The following is a 26,475-nucleotide window of genomic DNA, read 5'->3' as shown; positions in this document are numbered from 1 at the left end:
CATAGAGTTACGGCGGTCATGGCGGAGGGGAAACGCCCGGTCACATTCCGAACCCGGAAGCTAAGCCCTCCAGCGCCGATGGTACTGCACTCGGGAGGGTGTGGGAGAGTAGGACACCGCCGGACAAACATTCGATTTCAGGGCCACCCTCTCAGGGGGTGGCCCTGAAACGCGTCCACCCCGAAAACCGGTCCTCATGCCGGCGCGCGTGAACGGTGGACCACCCACCACTTCCCCGAACCGCCGAACCGGCCACCACTACGCCGTAATGGCGATCCGGGGGGCCGTTACGCCGAGGTGGCGGCAACGGCGTGCCGGGAATGCAGCCACCTCCCCGTAATGGCGAACCGGGCGGCCGTTGCGGGGAGCGGTCACCAGGGCGGGGACAGGCACCCGTCACCACGGCGACGTGACGGGGCGGGTGCCTGTCCCCTCGCCGCACTGGCGTGGACGAGTGCCCGCCGAGGTCGCGGTCAGCGCGTCTGGACGGACTCTCGGATGTCCCGGAACAGGGCTGCGGCGGCGTCGACCGTCCGGCCCGGGAACATGCCCATCACCACGCTGCCGTGGTCGGCCCACCCGCAGACCGCGAAGTCACCGCCGTCGCCGCTCGTCGTACCGCACTTCATCACGCCACCCAAACGGCCGGCGTCCACCTCGCGCAGGCCCGCGACCCGGCCGGTCTCGTCGGCCATCAGCCCGAACAGGGTGTCCAGGTCGCGTTCGGGCTGCCAGAGCAGCGTGGTGCCGCCGAACAGCAGCACCGAGCGCTTGGCGTCGCCGCGGTCGGAGTAGACGGCACCGTAGCCGCGGTCCAGCTCGATGTCGGCGGCGAGCCCGTCGCGCAGGTAGTCGGCGGTGCTGCGGGCCCGCTCGCTGTCGTCGCGTACCAGCCCGGCGACCTCGGTGGGCTGACCGAGAGTGGTGTCCTTCTGCTGGAGCACCCGCCATCCACCGAGGCCGAGCACGCCGGCGCCGGCCAGGCCGGCCGCCAGCAGGGCGGCGAGGACGATCTTCCGGCGCCGGGAGACGGGCCGGCGTTCGGGCTCCTGCGCGGGGTCGCGGCGGCTCAGCTCGATCGGCTCTTCGGTCAGCTCGACCGGATCGGAACCCCCGTCGACCGGGCGCTCGGTGAGATGCGCGTCGGACATGACCGCCACCGTACGCGAATCACCGGTGGCGCACGTCAGGTCCTCGAAAGCGCTCCGTAGACTTTCAGGGTGACCGAGAGACTGGATGCCCGACGCCCCGACGCCCCGACCCTCGCCGGCCAGTACCAGCCCGGCGAGGTAGAGCAGCGACGGTACGAGCAGTGGGTAGCCGGCGGACACTTCCGGGCGTCGGCGGACAGCGAGAAGCCACCGTTCACCATCGTCATCCCGCCGCCCAACGTCACCGGCTCGCTGCACATGGGCCACGCGTTCGAGCACACGCTCATGGACGCGCTCACCCGGCGCAAGAAGATGCAGGGGTACGAGGCGCTCTGGCTGCCGGGCATGGACCACGCCGGCATCGCCACCCAGAACCTGGTCGAGCGGCAGCTCGCCGGTGAGGGGCTGTCCCGCCACGACCTCGGCCGGGAGAAGTTCGTCGAGCGGGTCTGGCAGTGGAAGGCCGAGTCCGGCGGCGCGATCCTGGGCCAGATGCGCCGGCTCGGCGACGCCGTCGACTGGGACCGCGAGCGTTTCACCATGGACGAGGGCCTGTCCCGGGCCGTGCAGACCATGTTCAAGAAGCTCTTCGACGACGGGCTCATCTACCGGGCCAACCGGATCATCAACTGGTGCCCGCGTTGCCTCACCGCGCTGTCCGACATCGAGGTGGAGCACACCGACGACGAGGGCGAGCTGGTCTCGATCCGCTACGGCGACGAGGTGGTGGTGGCCACCACCCGTGCCGAGACGATGCTCGGTGACACCGCGGTGGCGGTGCACCCGGACGACGAGCGGTACCGCCACCTGATCGGCACCGAGGTGGAGCTTCCGCTCACCGACCGGCGGATCCCGATCGTCGCCGACGAGCACGTCGACCCGAGCTTCGGCACCGGCATGGTCAAGGTGACCCCGGCGCACGACCCGAACGACTTCGAGATCGGCCAGCGGCACGACCTGCCCTCGCTGACGATCATGGACGAGCGCGGGATCATCACCGCGCCCGGCCCGTTCGAGGGCCTGGACCGGTACGAGGCCCGCCCGGCGATCGTCGCGGCGCTGCGCGAGCAGGGCCGGATCGTGGCCGAGAAGCGGCCGTACCTGCACGCGGTGGGGCACTGCTCGCGCTGCAAGACGACTGTCGAGCCGCGGCTGTCGCTGCAGTGGTTCGTCAACACCGGGCCGCTCGCGAAGGCCGCCGGCGACGCGGTGCGCGACGGCCGGGTGGCGATCGAGCCGGCCGAGCTGGCCAAGCGCTACTTCGCCTGGGTCGACAACATGCACGACTGGTGCATCTCCCGCCAGCTGTGGTGGGGTCACCGCATCCCCGTCTGGTACGGCCCGGACGGCGAGATCGTCTGCGTCGGCCCGGACGAGGAACCGCCGTCCGGCGAGGGCTGGCGGCAGGACGAGGACGTGCTGGACACCTGGTTCTCCAGCGGCCTGTGGCCGTTCTCCACGCTCGGCTGGCCCGAGCGCACCCCGGACCTGGCGAAGTTCTACCCGACCAGCGTGCTGGTCACCGGCTACGACATCCTGTTCTTCTGGGTCGCCCGGATGATGATGTTCGGCCTGTACGCGATGGACGGCGTGCAGCCGTTCGACGTGGTGGCGCTGCACGGCATGGTCCGCGACGAGCACGGCAAGAAGATGTCGAAGTCGTTCGGCAACGTGGTCGACCCGCTGGACTGGATCGACCGGTTCGGCGCCGACGCCACCCGGTTCACGCTGGCCCGCGGCGCGAACCCCGGTCAGGACGTGCCGGTCAGCGAGGAATGGTGCCAGGGCTCCCGCAACTTCTGCAACAAGCTCTGGAACGCCACCCGGTTCGCGCTGCTCAACGGCGCGCACACCGGCGGCCCGCTGCCGGACGCCGCCGACCTCTCCACCGTCGACAGGTGGATCCTGTCCCGGCTGGCGCACGTCACCGCCGAGGTCGACGAGCAGTTCGAGGCGTACGAGTTCGCGAAGGTCTGCGACCTGCTCTACCACTTCGCGTGGGACGACGTCTGCGACTGGTACGTGGAGCTGAGCAAGCCGGTGCTGGCCGAGGGCGGGCCGGCTGCCGACGCCACCCGGCGGGTGCTCGGGCACGTGCTGGACCAGCTCCTGCGGCTGCTGCACCCGGTCATCCCGTTCGTCACCGACGAGCTGTGGTCCGCGCTGAGCGGCGGCGAGACCGTGCTGACGGCGTCCTGGCCGGTCGCCGACCGTACCCTCGTCGACGACGCCGCGGAAGGCGAAGTCGCCACCCTCCAGCGGGTGGTGACCGAGGTCCGGCGGTTCCGGTCGGACCAGGGGCTGCGGCCGACCCAGCGGGTCGCCGCGCGGCTCGACGGCCTGACCGGCGCGGGCATCGCGGCGCACGAGCCGCTGGTGCGCTCGCTGGCCCGGCTCGACGCGCCCGGCGACGACTTCCAGGCCAGCGCCACGCTGGCCATGCCCGGCGCGGTCAGCGTCGCGCTGGACACTCGCGGCTCGATCGACGTGGCCGCCGAGCGCGCCCGGCTCACCAAGGACCGGGCGGCGGCCGAGAAGGAGGCCACCCAGGCGCGGGCGAAGCTGGACAATCCGGCGTTCGTCGGCAAGGCGCCCGAGCCGGTGGTGGCGAAGATCCGCGAACGGCTGGCGGTGGCCGAGGCGGACCTGGTCCGGATCGACGCCGCCCTGGAGGCGCTGCCCTCGTGAGCGACCGCACCGACCGCACCGACCGCAGCGCGTTCGCCGAGGTGGAGGCCGCGCTCAACGCGCGCGGCTTCACCCGGATGCACTTCGAGCTGGAGAAGATCGAAACCCTGCTCGACCTGCTGGGCAGCCCGCAGCGGGCGTACCCGTCGATTCACCTGACCGGCACCAACGGCAAGACCTCGACGGCCCGGATGATCGACTCGCTGCTGCGGGCGTTCGGGCTGCACACCGGCCGCTACACCAGCCCGCACCTGGAGACCGTCCGGGAGCGGATCAGCCTGGACGGCGAGGCGGTGAGCGAGGAGCGGTTCGTGTCCACGTACCGGGAGATCGCGCCGCTGGCCGAGCTGGTCGACCAGCGGTTCGCCGAGCCGCTGACGTACTTCGACATGACCACGGCGCTGGCGTTCGCCACGTTCGCCGACGCCCCGGTCGACGTGGCCGTGGTGGAGGTCGGGCTCGGCGGCGCGGAGGACGCGACGAACGTCATCCAGGCCGGCGTCGCCGTGATCACCCCGATCGGGCTGGACCACACCGAGTGGCTCGGCGACACGATCGAGGACATCGCGCTGCACAAGGCCGGCATCATCCACCCCGGCGCCACGGTGATCGCGGCGGCGCAGGAGGAGGAGGCGGCCCGCCCGATCCTGGAACGCTGCGCCGAGGTCAACGCCACAGTCGCCCGGGAGGGCGCCGAGTTCGGCGTGCTGCGCCGCGCGGTCGCCGTCGGCGGCCAGGTGCTGACCATCCAGGGCCTGGGCGGCGTGTACGAGGAGATCTTCATTCCGCTGCACGGCGCGCACCAGGCGCAGAACGCGGCGGTGGCGCTGGCCGCCGTGGAGGCGTTCCTCGGCGCCGGTGCCCGGCGGCAGCTCGACATCGAGGCGGTCCGGGAGGGCTTCGCCGCGACCAGCTCGCCGGGCCGGCTGGAGCGGGTACGGACCGCGCCGACGGTGCTGCTCGACGGCGCGCACAATCCGCACGGCATGGCCGCCACGGTGGCCGCGCTGCAGGAGGAGTTCGCGTTCAGCAAGCTGGTCGGCGTGCTGGCGGTGCTCGGCGACAAGGACGCGGCGAGCCTGCTGGAACTGCTCGAACCGGTGCTCGACTCGATCGTGGTGGCGGAGAACAGCTCGCCCCGGGCGATGCCGGTGGACGAGCTGGCCGCGCTGGCGCGGGAGATCTTCGGGCCGGAGCGGGTGCAGGTGACCCGGGAGATGCCCGACGCGATCGAGGCGGCGGTGGCGGAGGCCGAGTCCGACGTGCCGGGTGAGCTGGCCGGGGTGGGCGTGCTGGTCACCGGATCGGTGGTGACAGTGGCCGACGCCCGCCGGCTGCTCAAGCGATGACCGGCCCGCAGCATGGCCCGGACGCGGACCAGGCCGGTCCGGAGCAGGCGGGCGGCGAGCGGCGGTCCGGGCTCCGGAACCCGGACAAGGCGGTACGTGGACTGGGCGCCGGCACGATGGCGCTGGAGGCGCTGGTGCTGCTGCTGGCCATCCAGCCGATCCGGGTGGTCGGCGGTGACCTGAGCGGCGCGGCGATCGGCGCGATCGTGGCGCTGGCGGTCGCCTGCGTGGTGCTGGCCGGCCTGATGCGCCGACCGTGGGCGTGGCACGCCGGCACCGTGCTTCAGGGTCTGCTGCTGCTCTCCGGGCTGCTGCACTGGTCGCTGTTCGCGCTCGGGGTGATGTTCGCGCTGGTGTGGGCGTACGCGCTGCACGTGCGGCGGGTCATCCTCGGCTGAGCGCCGTCGCGCGCGGCGCGGTGCCGCGCGGTGTTGTGTTAAGAAGGGCCCCTTCCTCTACCTGAGGCGTTAAGAAGGGGCCCTTCCTTACACCTCGGCGAGGGTGCGCCACTGGGTCAGGGCGACGCCGTGACCGTCGGGGTCGCGGAAGGCCGCCGCCCACACCTCCAGCTTGGTGCCCCGGTTGACCACGCGCGGCGCGTACGTGAACCGGACGCCCGATTCGCGCAGCCGCTCGTACGCGCCCTGGATGTCGTCCACCTCGAGGTTGACGTGCACCAGCCGGCGGCTGATCGGGGCGGCGCCGGTGACCCGGCGCAGCACCAGCCGGGTCGGCCCGGAGGCGAGCACGGCGTTGCCCTCGCCCCGGTCCAGCTCGTCGAAGCCCAGCTCGCGGTAGAAGTCGAGGGACCGGTCCAGGTCGGTGACGAGCAGGGTGATGCCGACGCCGCTGATCGGGCTGCCCAGCCCGTCCGGCTCGGCCGCGTCCGCCGGGCCGGACGGGCCGAAGATGGCCTCGTCCAGCTCCTCGGCCGTGGGCGGGGTGTCGGAGCGCCGGGGCGCGTCCGCCGGGTCGTCCAGCGGCACGTCGATCGGGTCGGGCACGGTCTCGACGGGAACGGTGTCGGCCGCCTCGGCGCGCGTGCTGTCGGGTGCCGGGGCGCCGATCGGCTCCTCGGCCGGGACGCGGGGCGCCGGGGCGCGGCGGGGGAGCGGGCCGGCGGCTGCCGGTTCGACGAGCTGCCCCTCCAGCACCATCCGGCCGCTGGGGCTCTGGTGCAGCACCACCGGCTCGCGCTCCTCGGCCCGGGGCACGTCGTCCAGGTACTCCTCCGGCGCGGGCGGGTAGTCGTCGCGGAAGTCGTCCTCGGGCGCGCGCCCGGCCCACGGCGGCGCCTCCTGCGCGATCAGCGGCTCGTCCAGCGGGTCCGGGGTGTCGTACTCGGGCGGCAGGTCGGCCACCGCGGCGGCGGTCTCCGCGTGGGTGGGCACCTCGTCCCAGAGGACGCGCACGTGCCGCTGGTCGTCCAGCGCCACCCGGACCGGCAGCGCCTGGCCGAGTGAGGGCCACTTGGCGACCGGCACCCGAGGCTCGATGATCTTCTTGGACCGGGGCGGCAATCCGGGCGCGTCGATCACCAGTTGCAGCTCGCAGCGGCCGAACGCGTACTGGGTGGGTGGTTCGGAGGCGCTGTGCACGTGCCCCAGCCCGATCACCCAGGTGCGACCGCCGCCGCGTACCGTGGCCAGCGCGATCGCCAGCACCAGCAGCGCGACGCCGAGCGCCACGATGGCCCAGCTGGTCATGCCCAGCCCGAACACCGTCACGAAGGTGGCGACGGTGCCCAGCACCGTGCCGATCAGTTTGCGTACCGGCGCGATCGTGCGGTTCCCGCCATTCGCCACAGTGGACCTCCCAGGGGTTCCAGGGCCAGGCTAGGCCGCCACGGCGGGCCAGGGAAGACGCAGCCGCCGCGCCGGCGCCGGGACCGGGTCGCTACGCTGACCGTACCCAGCCGACCCCGTTTGAGTGCGCAGGAGGAAACCAGCGTGTCCAGCAGCAGCCCGGACGAGCGGACGCTCGTACTGATCAAGCCCGACGCGGTGCGCCGCGGTCTGGTGGGCGAGATCCTGTCCCGTTTCGAGCGCAAGGGCCTGCGGATCGACGCGATGGTGAGCCGGACCATGGACGGCGACTTCGCCGACCAGCACTACGCCGAGCACGTCGACAAGCCCTTCTACCCGCCGCTGAAGACGTTCATGACCAGCGGCCCGCTGGTGGCGCTGGTGCTCTCCGGCGACCAGGTGATCGAGGTGGTGCGCGCCATGATCGGCAGCACCGACGGCCGCAAGGCCGCCGCCGGCACGATCCGGGGCGACCTGTCGCTGTCGAACCGGGAGAACCTGGTGCACGCCTCCGACTCGGCGGACAGCGCCAAGCGCGAGATCGCGCTCTGGTTCCCCGAGCTGGCCTGACCGACGCGCCGACGGCCCCGGCCCGCTCCTGGCGGGACCGGGGCCGTCGTGTGTCAGCGATCAGACCTGCGCCGGCGGCTGCGTCCGGCAGGTCACCGCGACCCGGTTCCACACGTTGATGGTGGCGATCGCCACCACCAGGTCGGCCAGTTCCTTCTCCGACCACACCTTCGCCGCGCCGTCCCAGACGTCGTCCGGCACGCCGTGCTCGCCGAGCCGGGTCACCGCGTCGGTGAGGGCCAGCGCGGCCCGCTCCCGCTCGTCGAAGAACGGCGCCTCCCGCCACGCCGCGACCGCGAACAGCCGGCGGCTGTCCTCCCCGGCCCCCAGCGCCTCCCGGCTGTGCATGTCCACGCAGAACGCACAGCCGTTGAGCATCGACGCCCGCAGCTTCACCAGCTCCAGCACGGTGTGGTCCACGTTCGTCCGGACGTACTTCTCCAGGCCCAGCACGGCCTGGTACGCCTCCGGCGCCACCGCCGCCATGTCCATCCGGCTCATCGCCGCCTCCTCGTTGGTTGGGGTACGCGCACAGGACGGGGCACGGCGGGCGCGGTGTGACGCGCCTGCGGTGTGACGGTGGTCATGGCCGGGCCGACAACAGTCGTTGACGTTCCGGTCACCTCGACCGGAGTTCCCGGCCACCTGCGGCCGGTAGACCGGGCTGGCGACACTGCCGAGACCGGGAGAACCCATGACGCACATCGATCGACGTACCCTGCTCCGCGCCGGCCTGGTCGCCGGCGCCGGAGTCGCCGGCGGCGCGCTGCTCGGCGCGCCCGGCGCGCCCGCCGCACCCGGCCTGCGGCCCGGCGGCCGGCCGCTGCTCACCCACGGCGTGCAGAGCGGCGACGTGACCGCCGACTCGGCGCTGGTCTGGACCCGCGCGGACCGGCCCGGCCGGATGCTGGTCGAGGTGAGCCGCCGGCCGGACCTGCGCGGCGCCCGCCTGGTGCGCGGCCCGGTGGTCGACCCCACCGGCGACCTCACCGGCAAGGTCCGCCTGCGCGGCCTGCCCGCGGGCCAGCGGCTGCACTACCGGGTACGGGTGGAGAGCCTGGACCGGCACGGCCTGTGCAGCGAGCCGCTGACCGGCTCGTTCGCCACCGCCCCCGGGCGGCAGCAGCGGCGTGACGTGCGGTTCGTGTGGACCGGCGACATCGTCGGGCAGGGCTGGGGGATCAGCCCCGACTTCGACGGGCTGGCGATCTTCCGGGCCATGCGGGAGCGCCGCCCGGACTTCTTCCTGTGCAGCGGCGACACCGTGTACGCCGACGGCCCGCTGACCGAGAGCGTGGTGTTGCCGGACGGGCGCACCTGGCGCAACCTGGTGACGCCGGAGAAGAGCAAGGTGGCCGAGACGCTCGCCGAGTACCGGGGGCAGTTCGCGTACAACCTGCTCGACGAGCACCTGCGGGCGTTCGCCGCCGAGGTGCCGCAGATCAACCAGTGGGACGACCACGAGGTGGTGAACAACTGGTACCCGGGGGAGATCCTGACCGACGAGCGGTACGGCGAGAAGCGGGTGGACGTGCTCGCCGCCCGGGCCCGGCAGGCGTTCCACGAGTGGCTGCCGGTGCCGGCCGGCGGGCCGATGTACCGCAAGCTGTCGTACGGGCCGCTGCTGGACGTGTTCGTGCTGGACATGCGCACCTACAAGGACCCGAACGACGGCAACACGTACGCCGACCGCAACCGGGGGCTGCTCGGCAGGGCGCAGCGGGAGTGGCTGATCCGGGAGCTGCGCGCGTCCCGGGCCACCTGGAAGGTGATCGCCAACGACCTGCCGATCGGCGTGGTGGTGCCGGACGGGGCAGACGCCCAGGAGGGCGTGGCGCAGGGCGACCACGGCGCGCCGGCCGGCCGGGAGCTGGAGTTCGCCGAGGTGCTGCGCGCCTCGCACCGGGCCGGGGTGACCGGACTGGTGTTCCTCACCGCCGACGTGCACTACACCGCCGCCCACCACTACGACCCGGCCCGTGCGGCGGTGCGGGACTTCAGCCCGTTCTGGGAGTTCGTCTCCGGCCCGGCGCACGCGGGCGCATTCGGCCCGAACGCGCTGGACGGCACGTTCGGCCCGAAGGCGGTGTTCGTGCACGCCCCGCCGCGCGCCAACACCTCCCCGGCCGAGGGCTTCCAGCACTTCGGCGAGGTCACGATCGACGGCCCGTCGGCGGCCCTGACGGTCCACCTGCGGGACCGCTCCGGCGCCTCGCTCTGGACCACCACCCTCCCGGCCCCGTCGCGCCGCTGACACCCCGCCGGGCAGTGGAATACCCGGCGGCGCGGCACGGCGGGCAGGGGGTCGAGTACGCTTGAACGCACAGGCGACGACCCGGCCATCACCGGTGAGCCTCCGGAGGAACAGCCGGGTGACCGGCCCAGTAGAACCGGACGGGACGGCCCGTCACAGCCGGCCAACGAGCGGGCGGTCGCACCTCGGCCGCCAAGCGGGGTGGTACCGCGGGCCACGCCCGGGACGCCGGTCACGGCGTACCGGATCCGGCTCGTCCTCGCAGAGCACAGACGAGTGAGCTGCTGAGGAGCGACAGGCGATGGCCTATCCGTTGCACGACCCGTCCGGCGCCGGTGTCCCGGCGAGCCCGGACCTGCCCGCGGTCGAGCGCCGGGTCCTGGAGCACTGGACGGCCGACAAGACCTTCGAGGCGTCCGTCGAGGCCCGCGACGCCGGCCGCGACGGCGAGAACGAGTACGTCTTCTACGACGGCCCCCCGTTCGCCAACGGCCTGCCGCACTACGGCCACCTGTTCACCGGCTACGTCAAGGACGTGATGCCGCGCTACCAGACCATGCGCGGCCGGCGCGTCGAGCGCCGGTTCGGCTGGGACTGCCACGGCCTGCCCGCCGAGGTGGTGGCCGAGAAGCAGCTCGGCATCACCACCAAGGCGGAGATCCTCGACCTCGGCGTGGCCCGGTTCAACGACGCCTGCCGCACCTCCGTGCTGGAGTTCACGCACGACTGGGAGCGGTACGTCACCCGGCAGGCCCGCTGGGTCGACTTCGCCAACGACTACAAGACGCTCGACCTGGACTACATGGAAAGCGTCATGTGGGCCTTCAAGACCCTGCACGACAAGGGCCTGGTCTACGAGGGCTTCCGGGTGCTGGCGTACTGCTGGCGGTGCGAGACCCCGCTGTCGAACACCGAGACCCGGATGGACGACGTCTACCGGGACCGGCACGACCCGACGCTGACGGTGTGGTTCGAGCTGGCCGCCGACGACGCCGCCCCCGAGCTGCTGCGCGGGCCGGTGAAGCTGGGCGTCTGGACCACCACGCCGTGGACGCTGCCGTCGAACCTGGCGCTCGCCGTCGGCCCCGACATCGAGTACGCGGTGCTGGAACGCGACGGTGAGCGCTACGTCGTCGGCGCCGCGCGCCTCGGCGCGTACGCCAAGGAGCTGGAGGGGTACGAGCAGGTCGGCACGGTGTACGGCCGGGACCTGGTCGGGCGTCGCTACACGCCGCTGTTCGACTTCCTGGTCGAGCCGGCCGGGGAGAACGCCTACCAGGTGCTCGCCGCGGACTTCGTCACCACCGAGGACGGCACCGGGATCGTCCACCTCGCCCCCGCGTTCGGTGAGGACGACCAGAACGTCTGCAACGCCGCCGGCATCCCCACCGTCGTGACCGTGGACGACCACACCAGGTTCACCGCGCTGGTGCCGCCGTACCAGGGCGAGCAGGTCTTCGACGTGAACAAGCCGGTGATCCGGGAACTCAAGGAGCGGGGGGTGGTGCTGCGGCAGGACACCTACACCCACTCCTACCCGCACTGCTGGCGCTGCGACACCCCGCTGGTCTACAAGGCGGTGTCGTCCTGGTTCGTCGCGGTGACGAAGTTCAAGGACCGGATGGTCGAGCTGAACCAGCAGATCAACTGGACGCCCGGGCACATCAAGGACGGCTCGTTCGGCAAGTGGCTGGCCAACGCCCGCGACTGGTCGATCAGCCGGAACCGGTTCTGGGGCTCGCCGATCCCGGTGTGGCGCTCCGACGACCCGAACTACCCGCGGGTGGACGTGTACGGGTCGCTGGCCGACATCGAGCGTGACTTCGGCGTACGCCTGACCGACCTGCACCGGCCGGCGGTGGACGACCTGGTCCGTCCCAACCCGGACGACCCGACGGGCAAGTCGATGATGCGCCGGGTGCCGGAGGTGCTGGACTGCTGGTTCGAGTCCGGCTCGATGCCGTTCGCCCAGGTGCACTACCCGTTCTCCAACCGCGAGTGGTTCGAGCACCACTACCCGGGTGACTTCATCGTCGAGTACATCGGGCAGACCCGCGGCTGGTTCTACACCATGCACGTGCTGGCGACCGCGCTGTTCGACAGGCCGGCGTTCCGCAACTGCCTCAGCCACGGCATCCTGCTCGGCTCGGACGGCCGCAAGATGTCCAAGAGCCTGCGCAACTACCCGGACGTCTACCACGTGTTCGACTCCTACGGGTCGGACGCGATGCGGTGGATGCTGATGTCCTCGCCGGTGCTGCGCGGCGGCGACATGGCGGTCACCGAGTCGCTGATCCGGGACGCGGTGCGCCAGGTGCTGCTGCCGCTGTGGAACGTCTGGTACTTCTTCTCGCTCTACGCCAACGCCGACGGCTACACCGCGCGTCGCCGTACCGACTCCACGCACGTGCTCGACCGGTACGTGCTGGCGAAGACGAACGAGCTGGTGGCGACCGTCGGCGCGCAGATGGACGCGTACGACATCTCCGGCGCGTGCGCCACCGTGCGGTCCTACCTGGACGCGCTGACCAACTGGTACGTGCGCCGGTCCCGGGACCGGTTCTGGGCCGGCGACGCTGACGCGTTCGACACGCTCTCGACGGTGCTGGAGACGCTGTGCCGGGTGGTGGCGCCGCTGGCGCCGCTGACCGCCGAGGAGATCTGGCGCGGGCTGACCGGCGAGCGGTCGGTGCACCTGACCGACTGGCCGCGGGCGGACGAGTTCCCGGCCGACCACGAGCTGGTCTCCGCGATGGACAACGTGCGGTCGGTCGCCTCGGCGGCGCTGTCCCTGCGCAAGGCCAAGGGCCTGCGGGTACGGCTGCCGCTGGCGAAGCTGACAGTGGCCTCGCCCGTCGCCGCCCAGCTGCGGCCCTTCGCCGACCTGGTCGCCGACGAGGTCAACGTGAAGGAGGTAGTGCTCACCGACGAGGTGTCCGCGTACTGCCAGCAGGTCCTCACCGTGGTGCCGCGGGCGCTCGGCCCGCGCGTCGGCAAGGCCGTCCAGCAGGTGATCAAGGCGGTCAAGGCGGGGGAGTGGGAGCTGCGCGACGGCGCCCCGGTCGCCGCCGGGGTCACGCTCGCCGAGGGCGAGTACGAGCTGCGCCTGGTCGCCGCCGACGCCGAGCACTCCGCGCCGCTACCAGGCGGTGAGGGCGTGGTCGTGCTGGACACCGAGGTCACGCCGGCGCTGGCCGCCGAAGGGCTGGCCCGGGACGTGGTCCGGGTCGTGCAACAGGCCCGCCGCGACGCCGACCTGGACGTCTCCGACCGGATCACGGTGGCCGTCTCCGCCTCCGAGGACGTACGCGCGGCGGTCGCCGCGTACACCGAGTTCGTGGCCCGGGAGGTGCTGGCCGACAGCATCGACTTCGCCGAGGGTCTCGACGGCTTCGCCGGCGAGGCCGGCGACGGCGAGCGGGTCACAGTGACGGTCCGGAAGGTCTGAGCCGGACCGGATGCCCTCCCCCGCCCCCGTGGTGGGGGAGGGCCCAGCCCCAGCGAGTGGACTGCGGGCCACCCGCTCGGTGACGGACGGCCGCGTCGGCTACCGTGACAGCGCCTGTTTCACGTACGACCGCCGGAGGACCCGTGCCCCTGCTCTACACCATCGGCAAGCTCACCGTGGCGCCCGCGCTCCGGTTGGCCTTCCGTCCGCACGTGGAGGGTTTGGAGCACATCCCGGCGACCGGCGGCGCGATCTTCGCCAGCAACCACCTCTCCGTCGCCGACGAGCTGCTGCTCGGCACCGTGGTGCCCCGCCACCTGGCGTTCTGGGCCAAGTCGGAGTACTTCAAGGGCACCGGCCTCAAGGGCGGCTTCTCCAAGTTCTTGCTCACCGGGCTGGGCGCGATCCCGGTCGAGCGGGCCGGCGGGCGGGCCGCGCTCACCGCGTTCGACGCGGCGATCCCGGTGCTCAAGGCCGGTGACCTGGTCGCCGTCTACCCGGAGGGCACCCGTTCGCCGGACGGGCGGCTCTACCGCGGGCGTACCGGCACGGTCCGGCTGGCGATCGCCGCCGGCGTGCCGATCATCCCGGTCGGCGTGACCGGCACCGACAAGGCCCAGCCGATCGGTACGCGGATCCCGCGACCGGGCCGGGCCAAGATCACCATCAAGTTCGGCAAGCCGCTGGACTTCACCGGCCGTCCCGACGACCGCACGTCGCTGCGCGCGATGACCGACGAGATGATGGCCGAGATCCAGAAGCTCAGCGGCCAGGAGTACGTCCCGCGCTACGCGCCGAAGCGCGCCGACCAGGCCGCCGGTGAGCAGACCGCCTGAGCGGTCAGGACTTCGGCACCACCACGCGCTGACGCAGATCGTTCAGTAGCCGCCCGCTGTCGTCCACGGACAACCGGGTGAACACGCCTGTGGTCAGACTGCCGTGGTCGGCCGAGGCGCAGACCACCACCGAGTCGCCGTCCGCCCGGCCGACCGCGCAGCGCGCGTACCGGCCCCGGACGCCGGTCTCCACGTTCACCGACTCCTTCAGGGCGTACTCCCCGGCGAGGCGGTCGATCTCCGCCTTGGCGTCCGACTCCGGGCTGAACCGCAGGCCGGTGCTGCCGAACAACGTCACCCGCTTGCCGTCGCTCGTCGTGTAGATACCGGCGAACGTGTCCTCGGCGAGCAGGTTCGACTCGCGTACCCGGCTCTTCAGCTCCTCGGCGGCGGCCTGGCTGCGCTCGTCCTGGCGCAGCCGCATCGAGTCGATCTGGTCCGGGAGGCTGGCGCGGGCCGGGTACTGGCTGGAGATCGGCTGGAACCACCACAGCGGCAGGCCGCAGCAGCACGCGACGCTGAGCAGCAGCACCCAGGGCCAGCGACGCCGTCGGCGGGTCCGCTTGGGCGGCTGCTGCCAGCCCGGCGGCGGCGCGACCGGCGGCCCGGCCTTGCCCCGGCGCTGCTTCGGCGGCCGCGCCGGCTTGGCCGGGGCGGGAGCCGCGGGTGGTGGCAGGGGACGGGCGGCCGGCGCGGCGGGGTACTGCGGCGCGTGCGGCGGCGGCGACACCGGCCGGGCCGGGTGATGCGGCGGCGGTGAGACCGGCCGGGCGGCCGGTGCGGCGGGGTGTGCCGGGTGGTGCGGCGGCGTGGAGACCGGCCGCGCGGCGGGCGGCTGCGGGTGGGGTGGCTGCGGCGGCGCCGGGTGGGCCGGGTGGGGGTTCGGCGTCGACCAGGGCGCGGTGTACGGCAGCGTCGGCGTCAGGGGCGGCAGCTCCGGCGCGTGCAGCTCCCAGCCGGTGGTGTCCACCCCCTCCCACGGGTCGACCGGCGTGGCGTGCTCGGGCGAGTCCAGCGGCGGCACCGGCGTGGGCTCGGCGGACGCGCCCCAGCGCGGCCGGCTCGGCGGCGGTGGCGGGACGGCGGCGGAGCCGCTCCAGCGGGGCGCCTCGACGCGGGTGGCGTTCGGTGCGTTCCCAGTCGGGTTCGGGGCGTTGTCCACCCGGGTGGGGTCCGGCGTGGTGGCCGAGGGTGGCTGCGGCGCGGCGTCGATCCGGGTCGGGTCCGGCGTGGTGGTGGCCGCCGGCGGCTGCGGGGCCGCGTCGATCCGGGTCGGGTCCGGCTGGCGGCCCGTGCGGGGAGTGGGGGCGGGTGTGGTCCGGCCCGGCACCGGGGCCGACCCGCGGGCCCGTGGGACCGGCACCTGCGGGACGGTGTCGGTCCCGCCGGCGGCTGTTGCGGTGTTGTCGGCCGGTGTTCCGGCGGTCTCGGCGGGTGTTTCGGCGTCGGTTGCCGGGGCGTCAGCGCTGTCGGCGGGCGTCTCGGTGCCGGCGGCGAGGGCCTCAGCGCTGTCCGTGGCCGTCTCGGTCGCGGCGGACTGGACCTTGTCGGTGGGTGTCTCGGTTCCGGTGGGCTGGACCTTGGCGGTGGGCGTCTCGGTCTCGATGGGCTGGACCTTCTCGGTGGGCTTCTCGGTTCCGGTGGGCTCGACCCTGTCCGTGGGCGTCTCGGGCGCGGTGGCGTCGACCTCGTTCGTGGGCGTCTCGGCCTTGGTGGTCCGCGGCTGCGGGGCCGCGTCGTGCGAAGGCGCGGCGGTGTCCGGCGTGGTGGACGGCCGGCCCTCGGGTGCGGCGGCTCCCGGCGCGGCGGACGGCGACGCCGGAGCGGAGGCGCCGGTGGCGTCCTCGGTGTCGACGGCGGTGGCCGGCTCGATGACGGTCGGCTCCTCGGCCCCGTCGGCCGGCCGGCCCGCCCCCGGCTGCGGCTGCGGCATCGCGGCTATCTCCTCTCGCGCCCGTTGCGAGGTTAGTACCGCCCCGCCACCCAGGACTAATCCCGCCCGCTCACCGGCCCCACTCCGGTGATCAAGGAGTTCGTGTCCGGTGGGAGCGCGGGACAGCCCGCAAACTCCTTGATCAACGCGGCGGACACGGGCGCGGGTGTGGCGGCTGGGGACGGCGGGGCGGGGGCACCGCGTACGCTTGGGCATCATGAGTGCCCCGTCCACCACCCCGCGTCCCGCCGCCGCCAACTCGGTCTGGCCTCGGCTGGAGCCGTTGCTGCCGCAGGTGACCAAGCCCATCCAGTACGTGGGTGGAGAGCTGGGCGCGGTGGTCAAGGACTGGGACGCCGCCACCGTCCGGTGGGCGCTGATGTATCCGGACGCGTACGAGGTGGGCCTGCCCAACCAGGGCGTGCAGATCCTGTACGAGGTGCTCAACGAGCTGCCCGACGTGCTGGCTGAGCGGACGTACGCGGTCTGGCCGGACCTGGAGAAGCTGATGCGCGCCCACGGCGTGCCGCAGTTCACCGTCGACGCCCACCGCCCGGTGCGTGACTTCGACGTGTTCGGCGTCTCGTTCTCCACCGAGCTGGGCTACACCAACCTGCTCACCGCGATCGACCTGGCCGGCATCCCGCTGCTCGCGGCCGACCGCACCGACGCCGACCCGGTGATCGTGGCCGGCGGGCACGCCGCGTTCAACCCGGAGCCGATCGCCGACTTCGTCGACGCCGCGGTGCTCGGCGACGGCGAGGAGGCGGTGCTGGAGATCACCGCCATCGTCCGGGAGTGGAAGGCCGAGGGCTCCCCGGGCGGCCGGGACGAGCTGCTGCTGCGGCTGGCCCGGACCGAGAGCGTCTACGTGCCGCGCTTCTACGACGTCGACTACCTGCCCGACGGCCGTATCCAGCGGGTCGTGCCGAACCGCCCGGACGTGCCGTTCCGGGTGCACAAGCGCACGACGATGGACCTGGACGCCTGGCCGTACCCGAAGAAGCCCCTGGTCCCGCTCGCCGAGACGGTCCACGAGCGGTACGCGGTGGAGATCTTCCGGGGCTGCACCCGGGGCTGCCGGTTCTGCCAGGCCGGCATGATCACCCGTCCGGTGCGGGAGCGCTCGATCACCACCGTCGGCCAGATGGTCAAGGAAGGGCTGGAGTTCTCCGGCTTCCACGAGGTCGGCCTGCTGTCGCTTTCGTCGGCCGACCACTCGGAGATCGGCGACATGTGCTCCGGCCTGGCCGAGCAGTACGCCGGCACGAACGTCTCGCTGTCACTGCCCTCGACCCGGGTGGACGCGTTCAACATCGACCTGGCCCAGGAACTGTCCCGCAACGGGCGGCGGACCGGTCTGACGTTCGCCCCGGAGGGCGGGTCGGAGCGGATCCGCAAGGTGATCAACAAGATGGTGTCGAAGGAAGACCTCATCCGCACCGTGGTCACCGCGTACTCCAACGGCTGGCGGCAGGTGAAGCTCTACTTCATGTGCGGCCTGCCCACCGAGACCGACGAGGACGTCCTGGAGATCGCCGACATGGCGCACGAGGTGATCCGGGCCGGCCGCGCCGCCACCGGGTCCAAGGACATCCGCTGCACGGTCTCCATCGGCGGTTTCGTGCCCAAGCCGCACACCCCGTTCCAGTGGGCCTCGATGGAGCGGCCGGAGGTCATCGACGGCCGGCTCAAGCTGCTCAAGCAGGCGATCAACAGCGACCGGTCGCTGGGCCGGGCGATCGGCTTCCGCTACCACGACGGCGAGCCGTCGCTGATCGAGGGCCTGCTGTCCCGGGGCGACCGCCGGGTCGGCGCGGTGATCCGCAAGGTCTGGGAGAACGGCGGCCGGTTCGACGGCTGGAGCGAGCACTTCTCGTACCAGCGCTGGGTGGACGCCGCCGCCGAGGTGCTGCCGGCGTACGGCGTGGACCTCGACTGGTACACCACCCGCGAGCGCGAGGAACTGGAGGTCCTGCCCTGGGACCACCTCGACTCCGGCCTGGACAAGGACTGGCTCTGGCAGGACTGGCAGGACTCGCTGTCGGAGTACGAGCAGGACGACTGCCGCTGGACGCCCTGCTTCGACTGCGGCGTGTGCCCGTCCATGGACACCGAGATCCAGATCGGCCCGACCGGCCGCAAGCTGCTGCCGCTCACCCCGGTCAATGGACTGAAGCTGCCCGCCGCCGCCCAGGGCTGAGGCGCGGACCGTACCGGAGCGCGGGAACCCGACCGGGTTCCCGCGCTCCGTCGTCCTTCCGGGCGACCGCGCGAGTGCGCGGGGTGGGGCTGCCCCGACTGGTGCATCCTCGATACGCTGCGTCCGTAATGGACCGGCCAGGGCCGGTAGCGGGGAGGACAGCAGACATGGGCATCAATCCGCCGGATACCGGCGATCTGCACGTCAGCGTCGAGGACCTGGACGCCGCGGCGGAGTACGTCGAGCGCCTCAAGCAGTACGTCGACGACACCATCGGCTACGAGATGGAACGCATCAAGGAGCGGATGAAGGGCGACAGCGGCAACGCGCAGACGGTGCCCAACGGCACCCCGTTCGGCGCGTACGAGGACGCCCGGATGCAGTGGGCGGCGCTGACCAGGTCCACGGCCAGCATGGAGGCCCACCTCAAGGCCATCTCCATGAAGCTGGCCGGCCTGAAACAGGGCACGCAGGACATCGCCAAGGCGTTCCGCGACGCCGAGGCCCGCAACGCCGCGAACGGCAAGGACATCGAGCGGCTGCTGGAGACCGCGGCCCCGCCGCCGGACGCCGGGCAGCAGCCCACCTACCCGTACACGGCCTGAGGGGGAGACGGTCATGGCAGGAGGCACCTGGGAGCGCTGCGTCCGTGAGGTGACGCTCTCGGCGGATCCGGAGACCGTGGGCTCGGTCGGCGCGGGCTGGCGCAACCTGTCCACCGCGCTCGGCCATCTGCGTGACTCGCTGGTCGGCCGCTCGTTCGTCGGCCCGATCGCGCCCGGCCAGGAGCGCCCGCACACCGGCGGTCTCCCCGGGCTGCTCGCCGGCTGGCAGGGCAGCGGCGGCGACGCGTACCGCGAGCACCTGGGCGAGATCGGCAAGGAGATCGAGGAGCTCATCACGCACGCGAGCAACGTCAGTGGCGCGCTGTCGCGGATCGAGGGCGACATCCGTACGGCGGTGGCGAGCATCCCGATCCCGCTGATGGACAACTTCGGCTGGAACGAGTGGAGCCTGCCCGGCGGCACCGAGCTGGACGACGCGCGCGACGGCGAGAGCCAGTCCGGCTTCCTCGCCGCCCTGCGCAGCGACTACCAGTCCAACCAGGCGCTCTACGCCGACGGCGCGTTCCGCGACAAGGCCGACGATCTCGAAGCCACCATGAAGATCGACGGCAACGCCAACGACCAGAAGCGCGGCGGCTGGTGGGACACCAAGTCCCACCTGGACAACTGGTACCGCGACAACCAGCAGGCGGCCAACAAGGCGATGTCGCCGCTGCCGGCCGCGGTCGAGGCCGAGCGTCCCAAGCTGGTTGTACCCCAGCCCGACGGGCGGCTCGACGACGGCTACCGCGCGGATCCCCGCGTACCCCCGTCGGGAGTGCCCGGCGGTGGGCTGCCCGGCGGCGGTGGCGGCGGTGCCGGTGGTGGCGGCGGCGGGATGCCCTCGCTGGGCAGCACCGGCATCGGCGGCGGCGGTGGCGGTGTCGGCGGTGGCGGCTCGTTCACGCCCCCGCCGACCACCGGCGTGCCCGAGTTCGGTGGCGGCGGTCCCGGCGGCGGCTCGTACACCCCGCCCGGCACCGGCCTGCCCGGCGCCGGCGCCCCGGGTTCCGGCAGTCCCGACTACGGCACCGGCCTGGCCGGCGCGGGTGGGCCGGGCACGATCACCCCGGGCGGTCCGGGCAGCACCCTCGGCGGTGGCGGCGCCGGACTGAGCACCGGCGCCGGCTTCGGTGGCGGTGGCGGTGGTGCCGGGCTGGGTTCGGCGGGCGGCATCGGCGGCGGTGGCCTCGGCGCGGCCGGTGGCATGGGCGTGGGCGCGCTGCCCGGCATGGTCGGCGGCGGCAACGGCAAGGTGCCCCCGCTGACCAGCGCGGCCGGCGCGCTGCGGGCGGCGGCGGGCGCGGGGCCGGGAGGCGCGGGCGCGGGCGCGGCGGGCGCGCGTGGTGGCCTGGCCGGCGCGGGCATGATGGGCGGCGGGATGATGGGCGGCCACGGCGGCGCCGGGCATGGCGGCGGCGGTGGCGACCACTCGTCGTGGTTGACTGAGGACGACGATCCGTGGGGCGCCGGTGACGGTGCGTCCCCGGGCATCCTGCGATGAGGACGGACGGATGACGGTGCACGTCGGCGCGTTCCGGCCGGTGGTGGCCGCGCTGGCGGCCGGGCTGATGGTGCTGGGGGCCGCGCAGCCCGCCGTCGGCGCTCCCCGCCGGGCCGAGCAGTGGTACCTCGACGAGCTGCGGATCGACCGGGCACACCAGATCTCCACCGGGCGTGGTGTCGTGGTCGGAGTGGTCGACAGCGGCGCCGACGCCGACCACCCGGACCTGCGCGGCCGGCTCCTGGCCGGGCGCAGCACGTTCGACTCCGGCGACGGCCGGCGCGACCCGGACGGCCACGGCACCCACATGGCCGGGATCATCGCGGCGAACGGGACCGGGGTGGTCGGCGTCGCGCCGGACGCCCGGATCCTGCCCATCCGCACTCCGTCCGGCGACAAGGGCGCCGACGCGGGCAACTCCGCGACCGGCATCCGGATGGCGGTGGACGGCGGCGCGAGGGTGCTCAACCTGTCCTACGGGCACGCCGGTGCCGTCGACGAGGGCGAAGAGGCGGCGATCCGGTACGCGCTGGAGCGCGACGTGGTCGTGGTGGCCGCCGCCGGCAACGTCCGCAAACTCGGCCCCGACATCGCCTCGCCCGCCAAGATCCCCGGCGTGATCGCGGTGACCGGCACGACCCGGGGCGGCGGCTTCTGGCCCGGCTCGGCCCAGGGCCCGGAGGCGGTGGTCGCCGCTCCGGGGGACGAGGTCTACAACATCGGACCCGACCGGGGGTACGGCTGGGGCGACGGCACGTCCGACTCCACGGCCATCGTGGCCGGTGTGGCGGCGCTGATCAGGTCGAAGTTCCCCCGGCTCTCCGCACCCGACGTGATCAACCGGATCATCCGTACCGCCCGGGACGCCGGCCCGCCCGGCCGCGACCCGCAGTTCGGCTTCGGCCGGATCGACCCGGTGGCGGCGCTCACCGCCGACGTGCCGTCGGTGTCGGCGAACCCGCTGCTCGGCGCCGCTCCGGCCAGCGCGTCCGCGCCACCGGCCGCGACCGAGGACGAAGACTTCGACGTGACCGACTACGGCGACCGGGGCGGCCCCACCGACCAGCAGGTCATGGTGGTCGGCATCGGCATCGCCGTGGCGCTGGTGGTGCTGCTGGCGCTCGTGGTGTTCCTGATCTGGAACCGCCGCCGGCACCGGCGCGAGCTGGCGCGCGCCGCCGACATCCCGGACGAGGCGCTCGACCGGATGACCGAGCAGGGCCCGCCGGTCCCGGCCGGCCACCCCGCCGGCTACGGCCCGCCGCCCGGCTACGGCCCACCCGGCGGCCCTTCGTCGCCCGGCGCCTACGCCCGCCCGGGCACCTCACCGCACCCTGGCGCCCCGTCCCAGCCGGACGGATACCCGCCCAAGGGCGGCCACCCCCAGCCCGGCCCCGGCGCCTACCCACCCCCGGCCCAGCCCACCCCGCCCCACGACAACCGCTCCTGACTCCGCCCAACCTCTCCCGGCCCTCCGGCCCACCCCGTCGATCATGAGGTTGGCGGCGATGTCGATCTCCAATTCCGCCGCCAACTTCATGATCGCCGGCCCTTGTCGGCCCGACCCGGCAGGCCGGGTGGGGTGATCAAGGGGTTTGGGGTCTCGGGGGCGTGGGAGCTGGACGTGAACTCCTTGATCACGGCGGGGGCGGGCGGGGGTTTGGGGCGGTTTGGGGTGGGTGGGGTGGCCCCGGGTGTGGGGCACCGTGGGTGCTGCGCCAGGATGGGACCGATACGCAGGCACAGCCGAGGAGCTCACGATCGCCAGAAAGCCTCAACCCGAGGGCGGCCAGGCCCCCGTCGTCCAGCGGGTCCGTATCCGGTACGCCAAGCGGGGACCGCTGCGTTTCACCTCGCACCGGGACTTCGCCCGGGCCTTCGAGCGCGCGCTGCGCCGGGCCGCCGTGCCGATCGCCTTCTCCCAGGGCTTCACCCCACACCCCAAGATCTCGTACGCCTCGGCGGCGCCCACAGGTGTGGCCAGCGAGGCGGAGTACCTGGAGATCGGGCTGCGTGAGCCGGTCGACCCGGCGCGGCTGCGCGAGGCTCTCGACGCCGCGCTCTCGCCCGGACTCGACGTGCTCGACGCGGTGGAGGCCACCGGCGGCAGCCTCGCCGACCGGATCGAGGCGTCGTACTGGCGGATCGAGCTGCCCGAGGTCGACCCGAAGGTGCTGGCGGGGGCCGTGGCGGCCTTCACCGCCGCCGAGGAGGTCCTGGTCGAGCGGATGACCAAGCAGGGGCGGCGTACGTTCGACGCCCGTGCGGCAGTGGTGTCCATCGATGTGGTGTCTCCGTCTGAGACGCCTTCCGAAGCGGCGGCCGTACCGTGTGCGATACTCGAACTGGTCGTGCGGCAGGTCACCCCGTCCGTTCGGCCCGATGACGTCCTGTCCGGCCTCCGCGCGGTGGCCGCCCTGGAGCCGCCGGTCACCCCGAAGGTGATTCGGCTGGCGCAGGGCACGCTGACCGCGCAGGGCGAGATCGTCGATCCGTTGGAAGCGGATCGCGACGGGGCAACCATCGGAGAGCGCTGACCGTCGGTCAACGCTCTGGCAGGCAGACTTCGGCGGTCGCGCGTTTGCGCGCCCGGCGGAAACACCTTTGCGGCAACCCTGCGTGGCAGCGCTCACCCGCGCCCGGGGCAGCCAGAACTGGAGAACGTCCATGCTCGAGAACGAGCCCGAGGGCGGCGAACGGACCGGCGCAGAGCCGACCGGGACGCCCGCCGACAACGCCGCCACCGCCTCCGGCAGCGCCGCGAGCGCGGCCTCCGCCGGCGCCCAGGGTGCCGCCTCCGGCAGCGCCGACGACGGCACCGCCCAGGGCGTCGCCAGTGCGGAAGGCGCCACCGCTGAAGGCGTCGCCGCCCTGGAGGGCGTCGCCGAGACCAAGCCGCCGGCCCGTAAGCGGGCCAGCCGTCGCAAGGCCGCCCCGCTGAACCAGCCGGAGCAGACCGACGCGCCGGTCGAGGCGTCCACCGCGGCGACCGGCAGCGGCGAGTCGCCGCAGGCCGAGGTGCTCGCACCGATCGCCGGAGAGTTGGACACCGCGCCCAAGACCACCCGGCGGCGTCGTAAGGCGACCCCGGCGAAGGCGGTCGAGGAACCGGTGGCCGCGGCAGGTGTGGAGGCCGCCTCGGAGGAGGTCGTGCCGCCGGTCAAGGTGACCCGGACCCGTCGTCGCAAGGCCACGCCGCCGGCTGCCGAGACCGTCGTGCCGGACGAGACCGCCGCCGGCGGGCAGACGCCCACGGACGGGGTGATCGACGGGCCGGTCTCCGCGCCCGGGGGTGACCTGATCGCCGAGGGCCGCGCCGACATCGACGGTGCCGAGGCCACCGCGCCGGGCCAGGCCGGCGTCGCGGAGAGCACGGGTACCGCCGGGCGGTCCCGCACCCGCCGCCGCGCCGCCACCGCCGACAAGGCCGCCTCCGGGGACACGGCCACCGCCACCGGCGACAAGGCCGCCACCGGCGACCGGACCACCGCCACCGGGGATGCTGCCACCACCGGCGGGAGCGTGGCCACCGTCGGTGACAAGGCGATCGCCGGCATCGGCGAGGACGTCGAGGACGAGGACGCCGAGGCCGGGACCGTCGAGGACGCGAGCGCCGCGGGTGCGCGTACCCACGAGGTCGACCTGGCCCGCAGCGGCGGCCCCGCGGACGCGACGGGCGTCGTGTCGACGGGCGCCGCCGTGCCGCGCGTGGACGAGGAGCCGGCCGAGCCGACGCCGCCCACCACCCGGCGGCGTCGTGCCGCGCTCTCCGCGCCGACCGTCCTGTTCATGGCGCCGCAGCCCGACGAGGCGCCCGCCGTCCAGGTCACGTACCCGGCGGCGGAGGAGCCGATCGAGGAAGCGGTCGAGACCGGCCGGCGCCGCCGTCGCGCCCGCCGGGAGGTCGAGCCGGCCGAGGCCGAGGCCGAGCCGGAGGTCGTCGAGGAGGAGCCGGCCGCCGAGGCCGAGGAGTCCGCCGAGATCGACGAGGACGACGAGACGGCGGCCGGCCGGCGGCGGCGTCGCCGGGGTCGCCGGGGCCGGGGCCGGGGCAAGGGTGGCGCCGACGAGGCCGACGACGAGGACGTCGAGGAGCCCGCCGCGGCCGAGACCGCCGAGGACGAGACCGAGGAGTCCGCCGAGGACGAGGAGCCCGACGGCGAGGGGATGACCCGCCGCCGTCGCCGCCGTCGCCGCCGCGGCGCGGGGGAGGCGGACACCGCCGCCGAGGACGGCGTGCCCACCGTCGTCAAGATCCGTGAGCCGCGCAAGCCGGTCGACGAGGTGCAGGGCGTCTCCGGCTCGACCCGGCTGGAGGCCAAGCGGCAGCGCCGCCGGGACGGCCGCGAGCAGCGGCGTACCCGGCCGCCGATCCTGAGCGAGTCGGAGTTCCTGGCCCGCCGTGAGGCGGTCGACCGGGTGATGGTGGTCCGCCAGCGCGGCGACCGCACCCAGATCGCCGTGCTCGAGGACGGCGTGCTGGTCGAGCACTACGTGACCCGCAACTCGTCCGCCACCATGGCCGGCAACGTCTACCTGGGCAAGGTCCAGAACGTGCTGCCGAGCATGGAGGCCGCCTTCGTCGACATCGGGCGCGGGCGCAACGCGGTGCTGTACGCCGGCGAGGTCAACTGGGACGCCACCGGCCTGGAGGGCCGGGCGCGCTCGATCGAGCAGGCGCTGCGCTCCGGCGACTCGGTGCTCGTGCAGGTGACCAAGGACCCGATCGGGCACAAGGGCGCGCGGCTGACCAGTCACATCGCGCTCTCCGGCCGGCACCTGGTCTACGTGCCGAACGGCAACGCCTCCGGCATCAGCCGCAAGCTGCCCGACACCGAGCGTAAGCGGCTGCGGGACGCGCTGAAGAAGCTGGTGCCGGACGGCGCCGGGGTGATCGTCCGGACCGCGGCCGAGGGCGCCAGCGAGGACGAGCTGGCGCGTGACGTCAAGCGGCTGCAGGCGCAGTGGGAGGACATCCAGGCCAAGGCGACCGAGGGCGGCGCCCCGGTGCTGCTCTACGAGGAGCCGGACCTGGTCATCCGCGTGGTCCGGGACCTCTTCAACGAGGACTTCCGCGAGCTGGTCATCGAGGGCGAGTCCGCGTACGACCTGGTCGAGTCGTACCTGTCGCACGTCTCGCCGGACCTGGTGGCGCGGCTGCGCCGGCACGCCGGGGTGGCGGACGTGTTCGCCGAGTACCGGATCGACGAGCAGATCCTCAAGGGGCTGGACCGGAAGGTCTTCCTCCCCTCCGGCGGCTCGCTGGTGATCGACCGCACCGAGGCGATGACCGTCATCGACGTCAACACCGGCAAGTACACCGGCTCCGGCGGCAACCTGGAGGAGACGGTCACCCGCAACAACCTGGAGGCGGCCGAGGAGATCGTGCGTCAGCTGCGGCTGCGCGACCTCGGCGGCATCGTGGTGATCGACTTCATCGACATGGTGCTGGAGTCGAACCGGGAGCTGGTGCTGCGCCGGCTCACCGAGTGCCTGGGCCGGGACCGCACCAAGCACCAGGTCACCGAGATCACCTCGCTCGGCCTGGTGCAGATGACCCGTAAGCGCATCGGCGCGGGCCTGCTGGAGGCGTTCAGCGAGACCTGCGAGTGCTGCAAGGGCCGGGGCGTGATCATTCACACCGAGCCGGTGCCGGAGAAGCCGCGCGGCGGCGCGGGCGAGAAGGTCAAGGCGGTCGCCTCGGCGGTCGCCGCGCCGGCCGAGGAGAAGAGCGGCCGACGCCGGGGCCGCAAGGCCGCCGCGGAGAAGCCGGCCGTGGAGGCCGTACCGGAGCAACCGGCCGCGCAGCCGCAGGCCGCCACCGAGCCGCCCGCTGCGGTCGCGCCGCCGGAGCGGACCGTCGCCGAGGTGGTCGAGACCGACGACGACTACTACGACACCCAGGGCTACGACCTGTCCCGGTTCGAGACGGACACGCCCGCCGCCCCGGCGGTCGCGGACAGCCAGGAGGGCGACTCGGCCCGGCTGGCCGCCGCCGACGACCCGGACGCGATCGGTGACGGCGACAGCGACGACGACAGCGGCGCCCCGCGCCGGCGGACCCGCCGTGGCGGCGCCCGGCGGCGTACCCGGCCGTAGGGCACTGACCTGCGCGAACAGGGCCCCCGA

At 73.4% G+C, this 26,475-nt stretch carries 17 protein-coding genes and 1 rRNA gene; 14 read left to right on the top strand and 4 right to left on the bottom strand.

Annotation, left to right across the window (positions count from 1 at the left end; all coding sequences use genetic code 11):
• Positions 1-8: 8 nt before the first annotated feature.
• Positions 9-125: ribosomal RNA gene (rrf, locus tag DQE82_RS12300) — 5S ribosomal RNA — on the top strand.
• Positions 126-473: 348 nt separating this feature from the next.
• On the opposite strand, the gene DQE82_RS12295 is transcribed toward rrf, so the two are convergent.
• The gene (locus tag DQE82_RS12295) at positions 474-1,151 is read right to left on the bottom strand and encodes a hypothetical protein (protein WP_043331013.1); all 678 of its coding nucleotides are present in this window, start codon (positions 1,149-1,151) and stop codon (positions 474-476) included.
• A gap of 69 nt (positions 1,152-1,220) precedes the next feature.
• Between DQE82_RS12295 and DQE82_RS12290 the strand changes: the two genes are divergently transcribed.
• The 3 genes from DQE82_RS12290 (at position 1,221) to DQE82_RS12280 (ending at position 5,586) form a co-directional block, all read left to right on the top strand.
• Positions 1,221-3,839 carry a valine--tRNA ligase gene (locus tag DQE82_RS12290; RefSeq protein WP_113972704.1) on the top strand — a complete coding sequence of 873 codons (2,619 nt, stop codon included), beginning with the start codon at positions 1,221-1,223 and terminating at the stop codon, positions 3,837-3,839.
• A 77-nt stretch (positions 3,840-3,916) separates the two neighbouring features.
• The gene (locus DQE82_RS12285) at positions 3,917-5,188 is read left to right on the top strand and encodes a folylpolyglutamate synthase/dihydrofolate synthase family protein (protein ID WP_222949356.1); all 1,272 of its coding nucleotides are present in this window, start codon (positions 3,917-3,919) and stop codon (positions 5,186-5,188) included.
• Positions 5,185-5,586: a DUF4233 domain-containing protein gene (locus DQE82_RS12280; protein WP_043328962.1), complete on the top strand. Its 402-nt coding sequence runs from the start codon at positions 5,185-5,187 to the stop codon at positions 5,584-5,586. The genes DQE82_RS12285 and DQE82_RS12280 overlap by 4 nt, the downstream gene beginning before the upstream one ends.
• Before the next feature lie 87 nt (positions 5,587-5,673).
• On the opposite strand, the gene DQE82_RS12275 is transcribed toward DQE82_RS12280, so the two are convergent.
• Positions 5,674-6,993, bottom strand: a complete 1,320-nt coding sequence (locus DQE82_RS12275; RefSeq protein WP_113972703.1) for a VOC family protein — start codon at positions 6,991-6,993, stop codon at positions 5,674-5,676.
• A 144-nt stretch (positions 6,994-7,137) separates the two neighbouring features.
• Here DQE82_RS12275 and ndk point away from each other — a divergent pair, with 144 nt between their 5' ends.
• A complete protein-coding gene (ndk, locus tag DQE82_RS12270) occupies positions 7,138-7,563 on the top strand; it encodes a nucleoside-diphosphate kinase (protein ID WP_030503075.1) in 426 nt (141 codons plus the stop codon).
• A gap of 60 nt (positions 7,564-7,623) precedes the next feature.
• Here ndk and DQE82_RS12265 read toward each other — a convergent pair whose 3' ends face one another.
• Positions 7,624-8,064 carry a carboxymuconolactone decarboxylase family protein gene (locus tag DQE82_RS12265; protein WP_043328964.1) on the bottom strand — a complete coding sequence of 147 codons (441 nt, stop codon included), beginning with the start codon at positions 8,062-8,064 and terminating at the stop codon, positions 7,624-7,626.
• Positions 8,065-8,257: 193 nt separating this feature from the next.
• Here DQE82_RS12265 and DQE82_RS12260 point away from each other — a divergent pair, with 193 nt between their 5' ends.
• From DQE82_RS12260 to DQE82_RS12250, 3 genes are all read left to right on the top strand, one after another.
• Positions 8,258-9,817: an alkaline phosphatase gene (locus tag DQE82_RS12260; protein ID WP_113972702.1), complete on the top strand. Its 1,560-nt coding sequence runs from the start codon at positions 8,258-8,260 to the stop codon at positions 9,815-9,817.
• Between the two features lie 301 nt (positions 9,818-10,118).
• Complete coding sequence (gene ileS / locus DQE82_RS12255) at positions 10,119-13,265, top strand: isoleucine--tRNA ligase (RefSeq protein WP_113972701.1); 3,147 nt, start codon at positions 10,119-10,121, stop codon at positions 13,263-13,265.
• 143 nt (positions 13,266-13,408) lie between these two features.
• Complete coding sequence (locus DQE82_RS12250; protein WP_113972700.1) at positions 13,409-14,101, top strand: 1-acyl-sn-glycerol-3-phosphate acyltransferase; 693 nt, start codon at positions 13,409-13,411, stop codon at positions 14,099-14,101.
• Positions 14,102-14,105: 4 nt separating this feature from the next.
• Here DQE82_RS12250 and DQE82_RS31105 read toward each other — a convergent pair whose 3' ends face one another.
• Entirely contained in the window at positions 14,106-16,034 is a 1,929-nt protein-coding gene (locus DQE82_RS31105) for a hypothetical protein (protein WP_113972699.1), read from the bottom strand.
• 217 nt (positions 16,035-16,251) lie between these two features.
• Between DQE82_RS31105 and DQE82_RS12240 the strand changes: the two genes are divergently transcribed.
• The 6 genes from DQE82_RS12240 (at position 16,252) to DQE82_RS12215 (ending at position 26,445) form a co-directional block, all read left to right on the top strand.
• On the top strand, positions 16,252-18,237 hold the full coding sequence (locus DQE82_RS12240) for a TIGR03960 family B12-binding radical SAM protein (RefSeq protein ID WP_043328969.1): 1,986 nt from the start codon (positions 16,252-16,254) through the stop codon (positions 18,235-18,237).
• A 167-nt stretch (positions 18,238-18,404) separates the two neighbouring features.
• The gene (locus DQE82_RS12235) at positions 18,405-18,842 is read left to right on the top strand and encodes a hypothetical protein (protein ID WP_030503083.1); all 438 of its coding nucleotides are present in this window, start codon (positions 18,405-18,407) and stop codon (positions 18,840-18,842) included.
• Between the two features lie 13 nt (positions 18,843-18,855).
• Positions 18,856-20,346 (top strand): hypothetical protein, encoded by a 1,491-nt coding sequence (locus DQE82_RS12230; RefSeq protein ID WP_113972698.1) that lies wholly within the window; start codon positions 18,856-18,858, stop codon positions 20,344-20,346.
• Positions 20,347-20,356: 10 nt separating this feature from the next.
• A complete protein-coding gene (gene mycP / locus DQE82_RS12225; protein ID WP_113972697.1) occupies positions 20,357-21,796 on the top strand; it encodes a type VII secretion-associated serine protease mycosin in 1,440 nt (479 codons plus the stop codon).
• A gap of 367 nt (positions 21,797-22,163) precedes the next feature.
• On the top strand, positions 22,164-22,883 hold the full coding sequence (locus DQE82_RS12220; protein WP_113972744.1) for a TIGR03936 family radical SAM-associated protein: 720 nt from the start codon (positions 22,164-22,166) through the stop codon (positions 22,881-22,883).
• A gap of 130 nt (positions 22,884-23,013) precedes the next feature.
• Positions 23,014-26,445 (top strand): ribonuclease E/G, encoded by a 3,432-nt coding sequence (locus DQE82_RS12215; RefSeq protein ID WP_113972696.1) that lies wholly within the window; start codon positions 23,014-23,016, stop codon positions 26,443-26,445.
• Positions 26,446-26,475: the final 30 nt, after the last annotated feature.

It is taken from the genome of Micromonospora sp. LHW51205 (assembly GCF_003315815.1).
In the GTDB taxonomy this organism is placed as follows: domain Bacteria; phylum Actinomycetota; class Actinomycetes; order Mycobacteriales; family Micromonosporaceae; genus Micromonospora; species Micromonospora chalcea.
Note: the sequence above shows the minus strand (reverse complement) of the source record. Positions and strands in the feature narration are given on the sequence as shown.

Coding starts and splice junctions, on each gene's coding strand:
- DQE82_RS12295 (WP_043331013.1), bottom strand. CDS start 1,151: ATGTCCGACGCGCATCTCACCGAGCGCCCGGTCGACGGGGGTTCCGAT.
- DQE82_RS12285 (WP_222949356.1), top strand. CDS start 3,917: ATGCACTTCGAGCTGGAGAAGATCGAAACCCTGCTCGACCTGCTGGGC.
- DQE82_RS12280 (WP_043328962.1), top strand. CDS start 5,185: ATGACCGGCCCGCAGCATGGCCCGGACGCGGACCAGGCCGGTCCGGAG.
- DQE82_RS12265 (WP_043328964.1), bottom strand. CDS start 8,064: ATGAGCCGGATGGACATGGCGGCGGTGGCGCCGGAGGCGTACCAGGCC.
- DQE82_RS12260 (WP_113972702.1), top strand. CDS start 8,258: ATGACGCACATCGATCGACGTACCCTGCTCCGCGCCGGCCTGGTCGCC.
- ileS (WP_113972701.1), top strand. CDS start 10,119: ATGGCCTATCCGTTGCACGACCCGTCCGGCGCCGGTGTCCCGGCGAGC.
- DQE82_RS31105 (WP_113972699.1), bottom strand. CDS start 16,034: ATGCCGCAGCCGCAGCCGGGGGCGGGCCGGCCGGCCGACGGGGCCGAG.
- DQE82_RS12240 (WP_043328969.1), top strand. CDS start 16,252: ATGAGTGCCCCGTCCACCACCCCGCGTCCCGCCGCCGCCAACTCGGTC.
- DQE82_RS12235 (WP_030503083.1), top strand. CDS start 18,405: ATGGGCATCAATCCGCCGGATACCGGCGATCTGCACGTCAGCGTCGAG.
- DQE82_RS12230 (WP_113972698.1), top strand. CDS start 18,856: ATGGCAGGAGGCACCTGGGAGCGCTGCGTCCGTGAGGTGACGCTCTCG.
- mycP (WP_113972697.1), top strand. CDS start 20,357: ATGACGGTGCACGTCGGCGCGTTCCGGCCGGTGGTGGCCGCGCTGGCG.
- DQE82_RS12215 (WP_113972696.1), top strand. CDS start 23,014: ATGCTCGAGAACGAGCCCGAGGGCGGCGAACGGACCGGCGCAGAGCCG.